Annotated in this window: 16 protein-coding genes; 4 read left to right on the top strand and 12 right to left on the bottom strand. The window is 34.4% G+C overall.

The window, feature by feature from the left end; all coding sequences use genetic code 11:
* Positions 1–11: 11 nt before the first annotated feature.
* From hisC to BG04_RS20470, 6 genes are all read right to left on the bottom strand, one after another.
* A complete protein-coding gene (gene hisC, locus BG04_RS20495; RefSeq protein WP_034652902.1) occupies positions 12–1124 on the bottom strand; it encodes a histidinol-phosphate transaminase in 1113 nt (370 codons plus the stop codon).
* Between the two features lie 567 nt (positions 1125–1691).
* Positions 1692–3131, bottom strand: coding sequence for an aminotransferase-like domain-containing protein (locus tag BG04_RS20490; protein WP_034652903.1), 1440 nt, complete (start codon positions 3129–3131; stop codon positions 1692–1694).
* A gap of 52 nt (positions 3132–3183) precedes the next feature.
* The gene (locus BG04_RS20485; protein WP_034652905.1) at positions 3184–3990 is read right to left on the bottom strand and encodes a uroporphyrinogen-III synthase; all 807 of its coding nucleotides are present in this window, start codon (positions 3988–3990) and stop codon (positions 3184–3186) included.
* Between the two features lie 254 nt (positions 3991–4244).
* A complete protein-coding gene (gene cysI, locus BG04_RS20480; RefSeq protein WP_034652907.1) occupies positions 4245–5957 on the bottom strand; it encodes an assimilatory sulfite reductase (NADPH) hemoprotein subunit in 1713 nt (570 codons plus the stop codon).
* A 459-nt stretch (positions 5958–6416) separates the two neighbouring features.
* A complete protein-coding gene (locus tag BG04_RS20475; protein ID WP_034652909.1) occupies positions 6417–6674 on the bottom strand; it encodes a hypothetical protein in 258 nt (85 codons plus the stop codon).
* A 12-nt stretch (positions 6675–6686) separates the two neighbouring features.
* Positions 6687–7643: a carbon-nitrogen hydrolase family protein gene (locus BG04_RS20470; protein ID WP_034652911.1), complete on the bottom strand. Its 957-nt coding sequence runs from the start codon at positions 7641–7643 to the stop codon at positions 6687–6689.
* A 159-nt stretch (positions 7644–7802) separates the two neighbouring features.
* On the opposite strand from BG04_RS20470, the gene BG04_RS20465 reads away from it, so the two are divergent.
* Positions 7803–9236: an aminotransferase-like domain-containing protein gene (locus BG04_RS20465; protein WP_034652913.1), complete on the top strand. Its 1434-nt coding sequence runs from the start codon at positions 7803–7805 to the stop codon at positions 9234–9236.
* A 187-nt stretch (positions 9237–9423) separates the two neighbouring features.
* Here BG04_RS20465 and BG04_RS20460 read toward each other — a convergent pair whose 3' ends face one another.
* Complete coding sequence (locus BG04_RS20460; RefSeq protein WP_034652915.1) at positions 9424–9621, bottom strand: IDEAL domain-containing protein; 198 nt, start codon at positions 9619–9621, stop codon at positions 9424–9426.
* A 680-nt stretch (positions 9622–10301) separates the two neighbouring features.
* Between BG04_RS20460 and BG04_RS20455 the strand changes: the two genes are divergently transcribed.
* On the top strand, positions 10302–10790 hold the full coding sequence (locus tag BG04_RS20455) for a CBO0543 family protein (RefSeq protein ID WP_034652917.1): 489 nt from the start codon (positions 10302–10304) through the stop codon (positions 10788–10790).
* Between the two features lie 241 nt (positions 10791–11031).
* On the opposite strand, the gene BG04_RS20450 is transcribed toward BG04_RS20455, so the two are convergent.
* The 5 genes from BG04_RS20450 to BG04_RS20430 form a co-directional block, all read right to left on the bottom strand.
* Positions 11032–11346 carry a L,D-transpeptidase gene (locus BG04_RS20450; protein ID WP_275955772.1) on the bottom strand — a complete coding sequence of 105 codons (315 nt, stop codon included), beginning with the start codon at positions 11344–11346 and terminating at the stop codon, positions 11032–11034.
* A 181-nt stretch (positions 11347–11527) separates the two neighbouring features.
* Positions 11528–11923, bottom strand: coding sequence for a DUF6262 family protein (locus BG04_RS20445; RefSeq protein WP_034652919.1), 396 nt, complete (start codon positions 11921–11923; stop codon positions 11528–11530).
* Positions 11916–14051, bottom strand: coding sequence for a tyrosine-type recombinase/integrase (locus tag BG04_RS20440; RefSeq protein ID WP_034652920.1), 2136 nt, complete (start codon positions 14049–14051; stop codon positions 11916–11918). Before BG04_RS20440 ends, BG04_RS20445 begins: the two co-directional genes overlap by 8 nt.
* 30 nt (positions 14052–14081) lie before the next feature.
* Positions 14082–15251, bottom strand: a complete 1170-nt coding sequence (locus tag BG04_RS20435) for a tyrosine-type recombinase/integrase (protein WP_034652922.1) — start codon at positions 15249–15251, stop codon at positions 14082–14084.
* 663 nt (positions 15252–15914) lie between these two features.
* Positions 15915–16628: a DUF4386 domain-containing protein gene (locus tag BG04_RS20430; protein WP_034652924.1), complete on the bottom strand. Its 714-nt coding sequence runs from the start codon at positions 16626–16628 to the stop codon at positions 15915–15917.
* A gap of 901 nt (positions 16629–17529) precedes the next feature.
* Between BG04_RS20430 and BG04_RS20425 the strand changes: the two genes are divergently transcribed.
* Together BG04_RS20425 and BG04_RS20420 are read left to right on the top strand one after the other, a co-directional pair.
* Positions 17530–17793, top strand: a complete 264-nt coding sequence (locus BG04_RS20425; protein WP_034652926.1) for a hypothetical protein — start codon at positions 17530–17532, stop codon at positions 17791–17793.
* Positions 17794–17960: 167 nt separating this feature from the next.
* Positions 17961–18233: a stage V sporulation protein S gene (locus tag BG04_RS20420; RefSeq protein ID WP_034652927.1), complete on the top strand. Its 273-nt coding sequence runs from the start codon at positions 17961–17963 to the stop codon at positions 18231–18233.
* The last annotated feature ends 53 nt before the right edge of the window (positions 18234–18286 follow it).

The following is an 18286-nucleotide window of genomic DNA, read 5'->3' as shown; positions in this document are numbered from 1 at the left end:
TAAAATTATTGTTAACACGTCTCTTGTAAAACAGAAGCCATAGCTTTAAGTAAAGTATCATTTTCTTTTGGGTTACCTACTGAAATTCTGATATATTCCTCCAGTCCCCATGTGTCTCCGTACCGAACGATAATTCCTTTAGAAAGAAGTTCTTCATAAACGTCTTTTGCTTTTGGTCCAACCCTAACAAGTACGAAATTACTCATACTCTCTGTATAAGATAATCCAAGTTTAGAAAAGCCTTCATACAATTGTAAGCGTCCTAGTGTGTTGGCTTCTTGAGAGGCTTCAACATGCTTATCGTCATTTATAGCTGCTGTAGCAGCTACTTGAGCTAAAGTATTAACGTTGAATGGTTCTTTTACTTTTAGAATATTTTGGACAATAGCTTCTGACGCAAGTCCAAAACCAATCCGAACGCCTGCAAGACCATATATCTTAGAAAAAGTTTGTAATACAATAATTGGATAGCCTAATTTAACATATTCAATTCCAACTGTGTAATCATCAGCTGTCGCGTAGTGACTATATGCTCCATCAAATACAACTAGTACGTGCTTTGGTAAAGAATCTAATAATTTGTGTAAATGCTTTTTTGATAGATAAGTACCTGTTGGATTATTTGGAGAACAAAGGTAAACAATTTTTGTTCGTTGTGTCACAGCTGAAAGGATGGCTTCCACATTATATTGGTAGTCTTCCCCAAAAGGGACACCCACGACCTTAGCTCCCATTAAGTAGGCACCGAAGTCATACTCACTAAAAGAAGGAGAAGGAACAATAATTTCATCATTTAAGTTCAAGAACGTTTCAGAAATCAAGGTAATTAACTCATCAGCACCATTTGTAACAATGATTTGCTCTGGTGATAGATTAGAACGAACAGCAATTTGCCTCTTAAGATCTGTAGCATTCGCGTCTGGGTAACGGTTAATTCCTGTTAGGCTTACTAAAATAGCTTCAAGTGCTTTAGGAGACGGTCCTAAAGGATTTTCATTAGAGGCTACTTTAATTACTTGGTCTAGTCCTAGCTCTTCTTGTACTTCCCAGATAGGTTTGCCTGGCAAATATGGCTGAATGTGTTCTAATACTTTACGTGCTTGGATAGTTTCATGAATAGGCATATTTAAAGCTCCTTATAGAAAATTTACTCATTTTAAATTCATAAATAAGAGACAATTCACTTCGTTTTTGAATAAAATTATCTTTAAACTAATTTCAATGTGAAGTAATTCACATGATTTTGAAAGATATACTTTGGAACATACTTAACATAAGTTCGAGCGCAGATTAAATAAAGCTCTCGCTAGAGTTATATAAGCTAAATAAACAGGATTTGCTATCACTGGATATCACCTATAGTTACCTTTATTTCAATTTAGCTAAATCTCAGTAAATTACTTATGGGAGGAGCGATAGTAAATAAACATTTATGGCCTTTCTTTTTATAATAAAGAATATAAAAGAAAAAGAACCATCCAATTATGAGTTAATTTAACCAACCACTTTCTAAAGATCCTTTCTCAAAATTAACAATGTCAAGAATAAAAAATGACCCATGAATTTCTCATGACTCATTTTATCTTTATATAATTTCTACGTGGCGTATTTATTGGCTTGATTAATACTTTACATAAAAATATTATTGGTCAAGCCAGTGTTCATCTAAAAAGTAACATGCTTAAGAAAATTTATGTGTTAGTTACGCTTTTTAAAGCATCTGCAAACCTAAGAATACCTTCTCTAATTGATTCAACTTTTTCTCGTCCAAAAGTGAAGCGTACATATCCCTTTTGGGAACCAAAAATAGTCCCTGGAACAAAAGCTATGCCTTTCTTTAGCGATTCTTCGAGCAGACGCCCTTCATGGATGGGCTTATTTATTTTACACCACATATGAATCCCACCATTTGGCATATAAAATTCCATTTCATCACTTAAAAGTTCATGAAGACTATTAGCTAGTTCATCTCTTTGAAGTTTAAGGTTTTTTCTAATAGTAAGAATATGCTCGGAAAAATATGATGAACTTAAAAATTGGTTTGCAACCCATTGTGGAAAAACACTGTGTCCAAAATCAACTTGTTGCTTAGCATCAGCGAGTCTTTGAATCACTGACTGAGGACCTATAATCCAACCAATTCTTAGCCCTGAGGCAACAATTTTGGATAAAGAACTAATATAAAGAACATTTCCATTAGAGTCCATTGACTTCAATGTTTGATTCACTTCCCCACCAAAAGTGGTTAACGTATAAGGATCATCCTCAACAATAGGAATACCTAATTCAGATGACAGTTCTAATATTTTTTTACGACGAGGTGTAGAAAGAACCGTCCCTGTTGGGTTTTGATAATCAGGATTTAAGAAAATCATTCGAATGCGATGCTTTTTATGCAATGATATAAGATCGTTAGGATTCACCCCGTCCTTATCTACAGGTAATAAAAAAGTTCGAAGCCCTGCGGATTGAAAAATAGGAAGAGAAAAGCAATAAGACGGATCCTCAATTGCCACAGCATCCCCAGGCTTTAATAAGCACTGAACAATAAGGTGAAGTGCTTGTTGTGCACCCGAAGTAATAAGAATAGAAGAAGAATTTGTATCTATATTTTTATACTGTTTTACATGTTGAGAAATAGTTTCCCTTAAAAGTTCATTCCCCTGAGGGTGGTCATATCCTAAATTCTCCATGAATGGTTGTCGAGTAAGAATTTCACGAAATTGAATAGTTGGAAATAACTGAGGTGCTAACTCACCACTTGCCAAATTAATGAAATTATCTTTTTGTGTTTCTGTACGAATTTTTTGAACTAACGGGAGATTAGGTAAAAATGAGCCATCTTCTACATATCTTCCCCAATTTGGAATTCGTTTATGAGAAATCCCCCAAATATTTGTACTTATACGTGTTCCACTACCTTTTTTTCGCTCAACAATGCCTAAAGAGTGTAAGTATTCGTACGCTGATATAATAGTACTTCTATTTACTCCTAATTCACTCGCAAGTGCTCTCTCTGATGGTAACGTACTATCTGGAGAGAAGATGCCTGTAGCAATTCCATGTTCTATATAATGAGCAATTTGTTTATAAATAGGTTTTTTATCTGAACGATCTGGTTTCCAATCCATTTTTACTTCATCCTTACTTTTAGTTCTCCATTAAATCCCTACTGTATAATAATTAGTTTGCATAAAACCGAGACAGTTCTATAATCATAGCACCCATTCTTTCCTTTTCTGGAACAATTATTCTTTGAATCCCTTCTTCCCTTAATGCCTCAGCTGTTACTTTACCAACTGCAACAGCTACAACTTGTTCCTTAAATGCTTGCTGAATTTCTTGGTGATAATCATGTTCTTTAGCAAAATCAAAAAGAGATCGAACTTGAATAGCTGTGGTAAAGCAAACTGCATCTATTTCATTGTTGATTAATTCATTACATAGTTTCTTTACAATTTCTGAATTAGGAGCAATATGTTGATATGGTAAAACTTTAAATACATGTGCTCCCTTATCTTCAAGAAACTTAATTAACCTAGGGGCCTTCTCACCGTGAAGTTGTACCATGACTTTTTTTCCTTTAAAATCGAACTCCTCTAAAGAGTGTAGTAAGCTTTGAGTGGTACCATCCTCATCTGTTGCAGCTGGGTTAATACCCATTTTTTTTAGGGTAGATAAAGTTTTGTAGCCCCTCGTTGCTACATTAGCATGACGAATCATTCTAAGAAACTCAGTTTGAATACCCAACTCTTCAGTTGTAGTTAAAAGTGTCTCAACCCCAATTCCTGTCGTGAAAATGGCCCAATCTACTCCTGCACTTATAACCTGCTGTAATTCTACTTCTAATTCCTTTTTTGCTAAAAATACAGTTCCTTGAAGAGACCTTATAATAGGCGTTCCACCTTGCTTTTCAATTAACATACTTATTTCTTCTGTTTTACGCGAAGCTCCAATAACTACGCGTTTAGCTGATAATTTTTTTACCACCTGTTTTCCTCATCTCATTTTAAATTCTCTGCCTTTAACATTTACTTTATATTTTCTTATTCTCTAAAATTATTTAGCCCTTTATTTTTATATTAAAGACTTTATAAGAAAAATAACCATCCAATTTTACTTTTAATAAGCCATCCACTTAATATATATCATTAGTTAGTACTTTCACGAACATACCAAATCCCTCTTAAATAAGGTGGAATTGTAAAAAAGAGGCAGGATTCCAATCCTGTCTCTTCTTTATTTTACATATGAAAATTAGTACCATCTGTAGTTGCCTTAACAATGCCTGCACGAATAACAAAGTCCCCAAAGTGCTCTCCCTCATTACGTTCCTTTGCGTAATGAGAAAGAAGTACACGTAATTCGTTTAAAATCTCTTCTTCCCCAATATTTTCACGATAGATTTTACTTAGACGACTACCGTCAAAGGCAGCACCGAGATACATATTGTATTTGCCTGGTGCTTTACCGATAAACCCTATTTCCCCTAATGCATGACGGGCACATCCATTCGGACACCCAGTCATACGAATAGTAATTTCTTCATTGCGCAAACCATTTTCATCAACAATAACCTCGATTTTATCGAGAAGAGTTGGTAAATAGCGTTCGGCTTCGGCCATTGCTAAGCCACAGGTTGGGAGTGCTACGCATGCTAAGGAACTACGACGAAGTGCTGATAAATACTTACCGTCTGTTAAACCATATTGTTCAATCAACTCGTTAATTTCTTTCTTGTTTGATACATTAGCAATGACTAGGTTTTGATTAGCAGTTAAGCGAAAATCCCCAGTATGGACCTTAGCAATTTCCCGCAAACCAGTCATTAGTTTATAGTCTTCAAAATCCCCAATACGACCACCCTCAACAAACAGAGTGAAATTCCATTTTTCTTGTATACCTTTTGTCCATCCATAACGATCACCGTTACTATCAAATTTATACGGCCTTACCTTATCTAATGACCAGCCAAGACGATTTTCTAACTCATTCTTAACGGTTTCTAATCCGAGGCGGTCGACTGTATATTTGAATCGGGCATTTTTTCGTTCAGAACGATTACCATAGTCACGCTGAATTGTAATGACTTTCTCTGCTACATCATAGATTTGTTCTGGCTTACAAAAACCTATTAATTTTGCAAGTTGAGGGTATGTTTTGGTGTCACCATGCGACATTCCCATTCCACCACCAATAGCTATATTAAAGCCTACTAGTTTCTCGTTTTCAACGATGGCAATAAGCCCAATATCTTGTGAAAAAACATCAATGTCATTAGATGGTGGGACTGCAATACCAATCTTGAATTTTCTTGGTAAATAAAGTGGACCATACATTGGTTCTATTTCATCTAAATCTGGTGTAGCAGCAACTTTTTCCTCATCAAGCCAAATTTCATGGTACGCTCTAGTACGAGGTAGTAGTTTATCACTTAATTGCTTAGCCCATTCATAAACTTCAGCATGAATTTCAGATTGATAAGGATTTGGATCACACATTACATTTCTATTTACATCACCACAGGCTGCAATAGTATCCATAAGAACTGAATCAATTTCTTGAATCGTTTTTTTCATATTCCATTTTAGAATCCCATGCATTTGAAATGCTTGGCGTGTTGATAATTTGAGGGTTCCATTACCATACTTTTGTGCAAGTTCGTCTAAGACCAACCATTGTTTTGGTGTCGCCACGCCGCCTGGTCTTCGGATACGAACCATAAACTGATACGCTGGTTCAAGTTTCTGTTTTTGACGCTCATTACGTAAATCCCTGTCATCCTGTAGATAGCTTCCATGAAATTTCATCAAACGATTGTCATCGTCTGAAATTCCTGCGCTGATTGGTTCTAACATTGATTGTGCTAGAGATCCCCGCAAATAGTTACTCTCTTTTTTTATACGTTCTACATCACTTGGTGGGCCATCTGGCACTTTTAATATTTGATTTACCATATTGAAAACTCCCTTCCATTAAAGTAGCCTGTCAATCACGTAGTAACGTTTTCTTTGTTCAGTTTCAATATCCCCTTCTCTTAAAATAATAAAAGAAAAGGAATAAAATGGACCATCCAATAAGGAGATGTTTTTACCAACCACTTAAAATAGAGTTCTAAAAATAGTAAACTCCTCTAGGAAAATTGACTGATTGAATTTTTAACTCTGGTTCAAGTATCGTTGATAAAGACAGAAAACCTACATCGTTTATTCAGTTCGAAACAACTGATATATAAATTCAACTTTGTTTTGACTAGCCCCTACCTTATTGTTAGTGAGAAAAGCTGTCTGAAAGATAAATATTAATTCTAAAGAAATAAAAATAAGAGATGTAAGAACGTTGACTTAACACCATTCTTACATCCCTATTTTTGTTATTTTACTAATTTAGAATTAATCTGTACTTCTTTTTCAGTATCAGGATAAATTTAGAGAGAATACAATACCAACAATTAAGCAAATAAAGAATGTTGCAGCTTTTGCAGATACCATAGCTTCAAGTGGTGAAAGTGACCAACCAATTGCACTAACAAACCCTATAATAATCGTTGCGATAACACCAACACCTGAAACACGCTTCCAGAAGAAAATTAATAAGATAATAACTGAAAATGTATTTCCAATACCCGCCCAATCTGTTCTTTGATTTAATAAAAAATGCTTGGATAGTGGCATTTTAAAATATTTTTAGTTTTTCCACTTTACATTTTCTTTCTTCTCCTCGTTTACCACAAGTTGAAATACGTCAGGTCTTGAGTAGTGTCCTACTACATCAAAATCAAACTGACTGTAGGCAATCTCACGTAAATCAAGATCTGTAATTAACAATTTCTCTTTCCCGAAAACTGGTTCCTTGATATACTCGCCTAAAGGACCGATGATAGCACTTCCTCCTGGACACATCTCATCAGGAGAAGAAGCCAAATCATCATAGCATGCTAAATCAGTAGGATACATATCTTTATTTACATATTGATTACAAGATAAAACAAAACATCTTCCTTCTACTGCAATGTGACGAATTGTTGATTGCCATACATCTCGAGAATCAGCTGTAGGCGCAATATAAATTTGAACTCCTTTTGCATACATCGCTGCCCTTGCTAGTGGCATGTAATTCTCCCAACAAATTAGTGCTCCTATCTTGCCATGTGGTGTATCAAAAACAGGAAGTGTACTTCCATCTCCCTCTCCCCAGATTAATCTTTCTGAACCTGTCGGTTTTAATTTACGATGTTTGCCAAGTAATGTTCCATCTGGCCCAAAAAATAATACTGAACAATAGAGAGTCCCACCACTAAATTCGTTATCTCTTTCAATTACACCAATGACGAGATAAACACCAGCTTTACGTGCTGCCTCTCCTAATTTGTCCGTAGTTTCGCTAGGAACTGGAACCGAATTTTCCCAATAGCGCAGCCAATCTTTTCTTCCTTCTGCAGAACGACTTCCAACTGTAGCTCCAAATGCTAGTCCCCTTGGATAAGCTGAGATAAAAGCTTCTGGAAATACCACGATATTAGCGCCTTTTTCTCCTGCTTCTAGAGTTAATGAAATAGCTTTTTCTGTACTTGCTTCTCGATCCATAATAACTGAAGCAGCTTGAATAACAGCTACTCGCACATTATGTTGTTGTGTAGTCATGATAAATCCTCCTCTTTCTAATAAATCCATTTAATATAAATCTTAAATATGATGATAAATAAAAAGAGGTTCTTTGTATGCATCCAATTGGATATATATTGACTAATCCAATTTTAAAAAATATAATCTGAATTAATTATTAACATGAGGTGAATAAAAATGGAGTGGAAAGTAGATCGTCAGTCAAATAAGCCTTTGTACCAACAAGTCTTTGATTTCATTGAACAAAAGATTTCTTATGGTGAATTTCCACTAGGAACCTTGTTACCGTCGGAACGTAAATTAGCTGAACGATTAAATGTTAACCGCATGACCATTGTACATGTCTATGATAAATTGCATGCAGTTGGTTTAGTGGAAAGAAAACGTGGGAGTGGTACACGTGTCAGCACCCATAAATGGGGAGTTTTATCTAAAGGATCTACAAACTGGAGAAGATATGTAGAAGGAAGTACATTTTTACCTACATACCCCTTAATTAAACGTATCCGTGAAGCAGCAAAACAGCTAGAAAATGGATTTGATTTAGCAAGTGGTGAATTATCATCTGATTTATTTCCCTCTCAATTACTGCAATCTTCTCTAGTTGATGAATCCTTTCCAAATGATTTAAGTTATGAGCATCCACAAGGGCACTTAGGTCTACGTGAGACATTATCTGCTTATGTTAAGACTAATTACAATATCAAGACCACTAGTTCTTCTATTCTTATCACATCAGGTGCTCAACAGGCTTTGTATCTTATCACTCAGTGTTTACTAAGCCCTGGTGACGCTGTTGCTATCGAATCTCCTTCTTACTGTTATTCGCTTCCACTTTTTCAATCAGCTGGGCTACGTATATTTGGCCTACCTGTTGGTCCTAATGGAATAAATCCTAAGGATATAGAGGATTTATATCATAAGCATCAAATTCGTATGGTTTTTCTAAATCCAACATATCAGAATCCAACTGGAACTGTACTCACTGACACGCGTCGAAAAGAAGTAATAGAGATTGCCGAAAGGTTAGGAATTCCAATTGTAGAAGATGATCCATTTGGTTTGCTCTCCTTCAAAGAAGAAAAACATTCTCCAATTAAATCTTTCGATTACAATGGTAATGTATTATATATTGGTTCTCTTTCTAAAGTGGTTGCTTCCGGTCTCCGAATTGGTTGGCTAATTGGTCCACAATCGGTTATTAGTCGCTTAGCAGATGCCCGCCAACAAATGGATTTTGGACTAAGTATCTTTCCTCAGTTAATAGCAAATCAGTTTTTACAATCAGCTGATTATACAACTCACCGTAAGGCCCTAACCCAAGAATTATTGGATAGAAGAAATACGATGATTTCTGCGTTACATGAGATTCTGGGAGAGAAAGTTAGCTTTATTTCTCCGAATGGCGGACTTCATATTTGGTGCAAAATAAATCAAAAAATTAGTGATGAAAAGCTTGTAGAGGAAGGCATAAAAAATAATGTTCTATTCATGCCTGGAAGTGTGTATGGCTTTCCAGATGGATATGTCCGTTTTACGTATGCTCGATTAGAGAAAAAACATATAAAGGATGCTGTATTACGATTCTCTGATATTTTATCTCGTATATGATTTTCAACTTAAATAAGTTTTAAAAAATACAAAAAAGCATTCAGATTTACAATTGTTTTTCTTGTAATAAGTCTTAGTTAAATATTTAAAAAGGATTATGTAAAGTAATTCTTTTTAAGAAAAAACCTTTACTAAACACGTAAAGGTTTTTTTATAAGTTTCTTCTATTATAATAATATCTCCTTGATCAAGGCATAGATTTAAGTTTCTCTGTTAAACGTAAAAAAGCTTCTTTATCTTTATTCTTTAAGGACTTATCAATTCCCTTGAGAATCTTACTTCTGTTGAAGTCATTCATCATTTGATCCAAAAACCGTTCAGCCAACATTTCATTGCGTAAATTTGAATCAACTCGATTCGTTTCATTAATTGCATTATTTTTCATAAAACGTCAACCCCTTTATCTTTTCTCTTTTGCAAACAGTATTCCCTTTTGCACTCTTTTTATGCAAGGTTGATAGATGAAGTGAGACATAGAATAATATGTAATATGCATGATTACGCTTCTATATTCTTTTTAGATATTTTTCATATGTCTTCAATTAGATAAAATAAGATATCACTACATAATTAATAACTAGTTGATTAAAGAGAAATGATAGTGATTAACAATTAATTTTATACAAAAATATAAAATTAATTTCTTTTATGTAAAGATGTAAATATATAAACTAACTTATAAAAATTATAGTTTTACTATTTACACTTAGTGACGACAAATAGAGTCTTTTTCTACAATGGATGTAAATACTAAAGTATCTATAGCAAAAGTAATTTATCATTTGCTTAAATGACTTAAAGAGGTTTTAAGTTAGTAAAAACGCTATCACATATTCTAAATATTTACGAAAAGATAAGGTGTGAAATAATAAATACATAAAAGAAGGGATTAGCTTTTTCTTCAATGGACAATATTCAGTTTTTTGACACCGAACGAATGTAACCATTTGAAAAAATTGATCTGGTTTATTCTGTTACATTTTCATAACAAAGGAAAAACTGTTGCATCGTCAATCATAGAACAGCTAATACTAATTTTACGACTCAGAAAGGAGATGAAACTATATGAAAAGTAAAAAATTAGAAAGACGATTTCTAAAGTGTATAACCGTCATATTTTTAGGTAGCTTACCCTTCGTTTTAAAGAAAACCCCTATCAAAGATTCACTATTGGTCTTATTTATGAATGGATATACAAATGCTATCGTTGACAGGTTTCTAGTTAACCGTCAAATACTTCAATACCCTATACGCTTTATACCTAAAGAGTTTAAATCGAATGTTTTATTTGATTTCTTATGTTTACCAACTGTTTCTTTATGGCTTTATCATTTAACAAAAAATGATAATCCTTTTAAGATTGTATATAAGATTGTACTTACCATCAGTTCACTATTTTTAGTTGAGTTATGGGCAGAAAAATATACGAAACTAATTAAGTGGCAAAAAGGATGGAAGTGGTATTACAGCCTTATTAGCCTTAATGTAAGAGCTTTATTTAGTCGTTTAGTAATTGCAATTATTAACATTATAGAAAAGAAACAAGAGGGTTAACCTATGCTCTTACTAGAAAAAGTGATCTTGTGTCTTCCTCTTGTTTTATAGGTGGAAACTCAACTGATTCTGCTTCTTCAAAGACGAACAAATCTAATTGTTCAGTCTCGAATGGATTACCGGATGTTTCCCAATCAGTTAATGTACCGAACAAATCTTCATTTTCCCATTGTGTTAAGTTACCCCAAATAGATACTTACTCACATGAGCATGAGAAGAACTTGGGAATGCTGCTCAGGTATTAGTTGTTTTTCATTTTATAACCATATACGCTCGTAAGATCAACAAAGCTCTTATAGGAATACGTAATCGTAACCGGTGTTCCTACTTGAACTTTATCATAAAGCTTTTCAATATCTGCATTATGCATTCTTACGCATCCTTGACTCACATACTTTCCAATGCTGCTTTCATTGTTGTTACCATGAATGCCGTATGTATCACCATACGTACCGTTTGCATTTAATCGTAACCACCGTTTTCCTAATGGATTGTGAGGGTCGTCACTAGGAATATGTCCTGTATAATAAGGGCGGTTTTTAATCTTGTTTACCACTTTAAAAATCCAACAGGTGTCTTATCCCACGTTTTACCCGTAGCTACTGAACCAACAATTTCAATATAACCATTGTAAAAATAAGCTAGTTTGTTATATTATATTTAGGTTAGACAAGTAAAACTGTTGAAAATAAAAAGCCCTCACATTTTAGATATGTCTAATATGTGAGGGCTTAACTTTATAACTTTGTAAAGTAATCGGTGAGCTTTTCATTTTCTTTTTGGCGCAACTCTCTATTTTCTTTTTCTAATTGTTGATTTTTTTTCTCTAACTTTTCAATTCTTCTTTTGAGGGAAGAGATGACCGCGTTCTGATTATTTTCATCCCGTTTAATTCTATCATCCACAAATGCTTTTTCTTGTTGATTTCGCAAGAAATCAATGCGCTCTTTGAGTTCTATATGATTGTATAGGGTAGCTTTCGCTACACCTGCTTCTTTTGCCACACTATTAAAGTTTATTGCTTTAGAACTCTTTATAAGACGTTTAATAGCCTCCTCAACTTTATCTTTAGTTGCTTGTTTTCGCTGTTTATGTAGTTGCCGTAGTTGCTCCTCACGTTCAAAATTAGCCATGTTTAACACCTTTCTTCTGTTTTCTTTCTAACTGTTTCTTCACACGTTCAAATTTTCCAAAAATTACATTCCCACCCTTGATTGTTTCATAAATGCTCTGGTATCTCTCCAAGTTTTTTTCATTAGCTTTGACCATATCTTCGCGACCATATTTTTTGGAGGCTTCAATCCACTTTGTAGTGGTTTCTATTAGAAGTTCATACTTTTTAACGTCAAAACTCGTCATACCTACAGCTAAATCAAAACAAGGCTTTCCATCGTTGGCTGTGAGACAAGGAGGTTCTGCTGCTAATGGGCAGTTTCCTTTCACTCTAGCACGACAAGTTCCGTAGGGGTTGTCCAAAGCGTTTAGCTTTTCATCTTTCCACATCATATCTAGAATGTCTTCAGGGATATCTTCTGTTTCAGATACTTGATGAATTTCCCCATTTAGGTTAAAGGAAAATACACCTTGCTTAACCACCTTTTCAAACGCTTTCCGTTTTGTATCGTCCAATAAACGGGCGTATCGCAGGGTCATTTCAGGCGAGGCATGAGCTAGTAATTCCTGGACGGTTAAAATGTCAGCGCCACCATTCAACATCTTGACCGCATATGTATGTCGAAATTGGTGTGATTTGAAATGGAATACATTGCCCACTTCGTCAGTAATGTTCTTTTCGAAAGCTAGTTTTCCAAGTTGATCTCGTACCCAAAACTGGGAAAATGGTTTTCCCTTACGGGAACCTTTGTACCGAACGAAGATGTATTTATTAGGGTTGTTATCATCGTTACTGAGTTCCTTGGATTTATGGATTAAAACGGCAATCATATTTGCTAATTGGTCGTCAATCGGGATTTTATGACCATTCACATATATTTTTTCAATATCGGTTTGAATAGAATATTTGCCATTTAACCGAACCAAACACTCCTGTGTTAATCCTAATGTATCGCTGATACGCAATCCAGTTTTAAAAGCAATCCACACGACAGGTTGTACATCTGAATGAAGGTCGTTTATATTGTCAAATAATTGCTCTAATACATAGTCAGGAATGTAATCAATAGTATCATCTGATTTCTTATCAAGAGAAGGATAATCCTCAGAGTAAAGTAACTTTGTAGTTGATTTCTTAGGTGCAATACTGTAATCGTAACGCTGGGTATCTCTTAAAAATGAATAAGTGCACTCCACGTTTATATATATAAATTTATCCGGGTTGGCATTTCTATTCTTTAAGTTATTTTGGGCATAATGATGAAGAAACTCTACATACTTTTCTATATGCTGTCTTGTAAGATCTTTTAAATCATCCCATTCAGGTTCTAATTCATTAATAAAATTAAAGAACTTGGGAACCCATCTCACATAATTTTGAGCAGTTGACCAAGAAAATTTCCTGCCACCTAGTAATCTAGTTTTAATATATTTTTTTAAATATTGTCTAAAAGTAACATTTTCAATTTTTGTGAAATCAATATAATAAAGTGGTAGTGAGGCGTTGTAATCTACTCCATAATTGGCATTTAACACCCTAACATCCCATCTATCTTTTCCCCATTCCTCACGGGTATCGGTTAGATTAAATAATTTCTCATATATGGAACGGAAGAAAGTCGCTATTGGTGTTTTAGTCTCAAATTCACCATACTGCACACTTTTTCTTGCTAGGGTTGTTTTTACACCTTTGTTGTTCAACCACCAAATCCACTCTTTCTCAGTTTTCTCAACGTCCAAATCAAGGAGAGAATAGAGGTGAGAATGTTTTTCGTTAAGAAATAAAACTAATTTGTTTAGGAATGTTTTGTAAGTATGAAAAAAGCTGTTTAAACTCCATTCATCGTTAAACAACTTACAATAATAAACAAATTTAAGTTCTAAGCCAATAGTTTTGTTTTCGGTTGGAAACTTTTGATTCCTACTAGGAACTTTGTATCTGTTGAAGCTTTCCTCAAAGTTAGGGATGTTACCAATATCATTTACATTCCAAATATCATTGACTAAAAAGTAATCATTATTCACGACTCTCCTTGTTACTTTTCCATCAGGAGATATATCCTTAACCTCGTAAGAGGAGAGAGTAGATGTGATTAAGTTCCAATATTCATTTTTTGTAATTGCATTGTTTGCTATGATTTTATCCAATAAATTGCCTCCTAAAATTCTAACTAGCTTCTAAAAAGGAACTGCTTCGTCAGGGATATTTGATTGAAAGTCTTCCATGTTTTCTTGCCCAATCTCAAATGCATGGGCGGCTTTCTCCCAATCCTTTCGGATTTCATCCTCAGAGGGGTGAATGTATAGGTTCATCGTGGTTTGAATTTGGGCGTGACCTAAACGTTCTTGTACCAGCTTGATATTTTTGGTTTGAAGATAATAAATTGTAGCATGAGTGTGTCGAAACATATGCGGGGTAATATGTATACCTGTTTTTCTTTCAAGCTCTTTAAAGGTCGCATAGACATCGGAGTAGGTGAGGGGGTCTCCAGCATTCTTTCCCCAAATCTTCACAAACACAAAATTATGGTCCGGGTTATATTCATCAACCACTTCGTACAAATAATCGTCGTATAGGTTCATGAGACCCTGAGAGATGTCTAATTTTCGCTCTCCAGTCTTCAATTTACCTCCGTTTGGCAATTCACCTCTATTGGTCAGTTGGATTTTGTGCTTTCTTTGTTTAGCATCGAATTGAAGATCTTCAAGAAACAGGGAGAGAACCTCTCCGATACGCAATCCACTTTCAAAAAGCAACCGCACAAGAAATTTATCTCTTATATTTGTAGTAGAATAATAGATTTCTTCGACTTGTTCTTTCGTAAATACTTGGACGCGTTTCCTGGGTTCCTTCAGCTTTAGAATATTTTTAGAGATAGGTTTCCCTCCATTTACATGGTGTAAGAAACCCTTGTACCCATTCCCACCAGCACCAATGAACATCTTCTTCATAAGCTTTTCAACCATGTCTGAGTCCACTAAATCATTTCTGTATAAGTAATCATAAAATGATGCCACGACCGTAAGGTAATTGTTTACTGTGCTTTCCCTGCGTTTAGCTTTTACTGTTTTATGGAGTACAACGTTATTGTTTTCATAGGGATTTCTAAGCCAAACAACGAAGTTAGATAACTTTTCAAAGCTCACCTGTTGATAATCAATTCCTGTTTGCTCCAAGTATGTAAAGTAAAATTTCAAAGCCGTACAGTACGTCTGTAAAGTATTACTGCTCCTCTCACTGTTGTATAGGTATTTCATATACTTTGCAACAGGTTCAACAGGTAATCCACTTGTACCAATTAGAAGATATGCCTTTCTATTACCAACAGATATTTCTTCTACTCTCATGAAAACGCCTCCCACATAATGTTATCTAGTTATCGTTATTTCTTTAAGATCCTCGAACCTAACGGTTCTGCGGAGTGCTGTCCTCGCACCGAGGCTTTGTCCTCCACTTAAAACCAAACTAACACTCTTATCTACAATCACATTTTATACATATTAAACTATTATTTCAATATTCATTTTTCTAATCTATTATGTAAATAAAAAAGGATAGTTAGACCACATAGCAGACTAACTATCCTATGAATTATTACCTTAATTTAAGTTGTAGTACTTATTGATAATAATGAAATCTTGATTCACTGGTTTGCTTGCTACCTCTGTTTTCCCTTCATTAACTCCACATCATGTGACCATTAATAATGTTAGAACGGTCATTGATTTAATAAAAATGTTCTTCATAAAAACTCTCCTCTTTTTTATCTTTTTATAAAAAACAAAAAAAGCATTTTCCAAATAGAAAGATGCTTTCTTGTAACAATCATTTATAATTAAAAACTTTATTTAATTATGGATTCTAACATGAGGAAAAACGCTCTCTGACAAAAGTAAGTTTTATATTCGGCACAAAGAGAAATGCTTGGAAACAAGCTAAGCTTTTTTATACAATTAAAACTGCAGTTAGTTTAAATACAGTTCTTTACTAAGCTAATTATGTGTTCGCTACTATCTCGTGGCTTTCTTTTTTTCATCCAAAGAAGCAAGTGCAGATTCACTGAATCCTTTAACGATGAGCCATACTGCTAAAATCATTTCATTAGCTGCTACTGGTAGCGACAATATAGCACCCCAAACAGAAAGTTGAGAAAATACATCAAACATTTCTAATAGGCCTGCTATAAAAACAAGAGTTGCTCCAATCATACCTAAGATTGGTATAAATCTAGGCACAAGTTTGGATCTATAAAATATATAACTGTACATCATCGTATTTATACCTAGCATGATATTTGGCCCAAGTAAAAATGTCCAATCGTGTATTGCTTTTAATACAGTTCCTGAAGCTTGAAAAGAGGCGGTATTCTGAGTTCCTGTTGCTACAAATTCTTGACTTAAGGTCAATAAGGACAGTACGCTGATTACACCCACAGTAATAATCACTGCTTCAAGAAATCTGAAGCAAACGTGCCAAAGAGCTATAGTTTCGTTATACTTTCTTAAAAATGGAAACATTATAGTTGAAGTGCCGATGGCTGATGCCACAAGGATTAACTCCATAAGTGTTCCCACTATCACTTGGTTGGCATGTTGGGAACCTTTAGTAAGATAGTCGGGACCGTTTAAGATGGGGTCATATAAAATGAGACCTATTATCGCCGTAACAGCTGCAAGTATAAACAATACCCCCACCATTTTTGCTGCTTTTTTGTTTGAATTCACTTTTCATCCCCTCCTTTGACCATTCTTTTTTGAACTAAACTAATATCGTAACTACCTCGATGATAACAGCTATTTTCACGTTATCATTAAGTATGTTGTTTGCCATGATATTATGACTGTCAAAGTTGGTATAGAATGATGAGAGAAAACAAACAAATATGGTCTGATTTTATTGAGGAGGACCGATTTGAACTACATTCGTACCTTACTTATTTATTTAAACAATGTGACGAGGAGAATCTAAGACAGTTAGAAGATGAAAATATAAAAGAATAAACCTATAAATAAAGCAAACTGGAAGGATAAAAAATGAAAATGAAAATAATGTAGGCGACCTTATGATTCTAATCGAATGAATAGGTCGTTTATTGCTGTTATAAATCTTTTTATAGGGAGCTAATTTGATGTCAAAAGCAAGCGTAATGTTAAATTTGAGGATTAATTTATGTAAACAGATTAAAGATTTACTAGAAGAGATAGAGCAGGGGAATTTAGTTTAAAAAAGAATATATATAAAATAAAACTTCCTAATTTTCTTTAAAGCTGGTAAGGAGAAAGTCTAATTATTAGTTTATCAATGATTCCTTTTTAGTCCTCTTAATATGGTAAGTGCAAAAATCATCAAATCAAGCTAATTAAATTGCCCGTGGGATTAACACTCCTTTACTACAGGGATAACTTTTCCCTTCTCCACTATCTTCTACGCGTATTCATACAAGTTCCCGTTTTCTAATATAATACACTTATGTAACAGCTTCCCCCTGCAATATTACGTAGCATTTTCATTATAGAAAGTAGAGTGTTTCTTCTACACGCCGTTAAAAAGTGTTCTCGTTCAGTTTATAGTAACTATGTGGTATCGGGTTTTTAACCGTCTGAATTTTAGAAGGAGGAATCCATTGTGAATACAACTGTTAATGAATTGTATGATTTTGGAACAGTCGTAAAGGGGAAGCTATTAAATAATAATCTTTATGCTCATTATTTGAGTGATGCCATGAGAAGAGGAAATCATTTTGATTTTTTATATTATTTTTTGACAGCAACTGTAGATAGTCGAACACCTATACCTGAACATGTCTCTACTGTTTTTTTAAAGGTTCTTAGCAATAAAATAAAGTTGAGTGATCTTACTCCATTTATCATGGGAATGGTCGGGAAATAAACAAAAGTTAAGAGATATATGTCTTAACTCCTTTAATTGAGGCACCCATTTAGGAGTCGGTTTAATAGTTCAGTTTAATCGGGATATGGATATGATTTAAAGATACGTCAATTACATTCGTTCCATTGATCAAATAAATCGATTAAATAACAGGAGGAGCACTTTATATGGATACTATATTAAGAGTATCATCAATATCAAATCCAAGTTCAGTTGCAGGTGCAATTACAGCCGTATTTAGAGAAAGAGGTAATGTAGAAATTCAAGTAATGGGAGCCGGCGCTTTAAATCAAGCGATTAAAGCCGTTGCGATTGCAAGGGGATTCGTAGCTCCTAGTGGTGTTGATTTGGTTTGTGTTCCTGGGTTTACATATATTTTAATCGATAATGAAGAACGAACAGGAATCAAATTAATTTTAAGCCCTAGAAAAAAACGATAGATTTGCGTTAAGTAAAAAGGACTTTTTAGCATGTTATTGCCGATAATTGCTGT

This window comes from Priestia megaterium NBRC 15308 = ATCC 14581, from assembly GCF_000832985.1.
Taxonomy (GTDB): domain Bacteria; phylum Bacillota; class Bacilli; order Bacillales; family Bacillaceae_H; genus Priestia; species Priestia megaterium.
Note: the sequence above shows the minus strand (reverse complement) of the source record. Positions and strands in the feature narration are given on the sequence as shown.

Coding starts and splice junctions, on each gene's coding strand:
- hisC (WP_034652902.1), bottom strand. CDS start 1,124: ATGCCTATTCATGAAACTATCCAAGCACGTAAAGTATTAGAACACATT.
- BG04_RS20490 (WP_034652903.1), bottom strand. CDS start 3,131: ATGGATTGGAAACCAGATCGTTCAGATAAAAAACCTATTTATAAACAA.
- cysI (WP_034652907.1), bottom strand. CDS start 5,957: ATGGTAAATCAAATATTAAAAGTGCCAGATGGCCCACCAAGTGATGTA.
- BG04_RS20475 (WP_034652909.1), bottom strand. CDS start 6,674: ATGCCACTATCCAAGCATTTTTTATTAAATCAAAGAACAGATTGGGCG.
- BG04_RS20470 (WP_034652911.1), bottom strand. CDS start 7,643: ATGACTACACAACAACATAATGTGCGAGTAGCTGTTATTCAAGCTGCT.
- BG04_RS20465 (WP_034652913.1), top strand. CDS start 7,803: ATGGAGTGGAAAGTAGATCGTCAGTCAAATAAGCCTTTGTACCAACAA.
- BG04_RS20460 (WP_034652915.1), bottom strand. CDS start 9,621: ATGAAAAATAATGCAATTAATGAAACGAATCGAGTTGATTCAAATTTA.
- BG04_RS20455 (WP_034652917.1), top strand. CDS start 10,302: ATGAAAAGTAAAAAATTAGAAAGACGATTTCTAAAGTGTATAACCGTC.
- BG04_RS20445 (WP_034652919.1), bottom strand. CDS start 11,923: ATGGCTAATTTTGAACGTGAGGAGCAACTACGGCAACTACATAAACAG.
- BG04_RS20435 (WP_034652922.1), bottom strand. CDS start 15,251: ATGAGAGTAGAAGAAATATCTGTTGGTAATAGAAAGGCATATCTTCTA.
- BG04_RS20420 (WP_034652927.1), top strand. CDS start 17,961: ATGGATACTATATTAAGAGTATCATCAATATCAAATCCAAGTTCAGTT.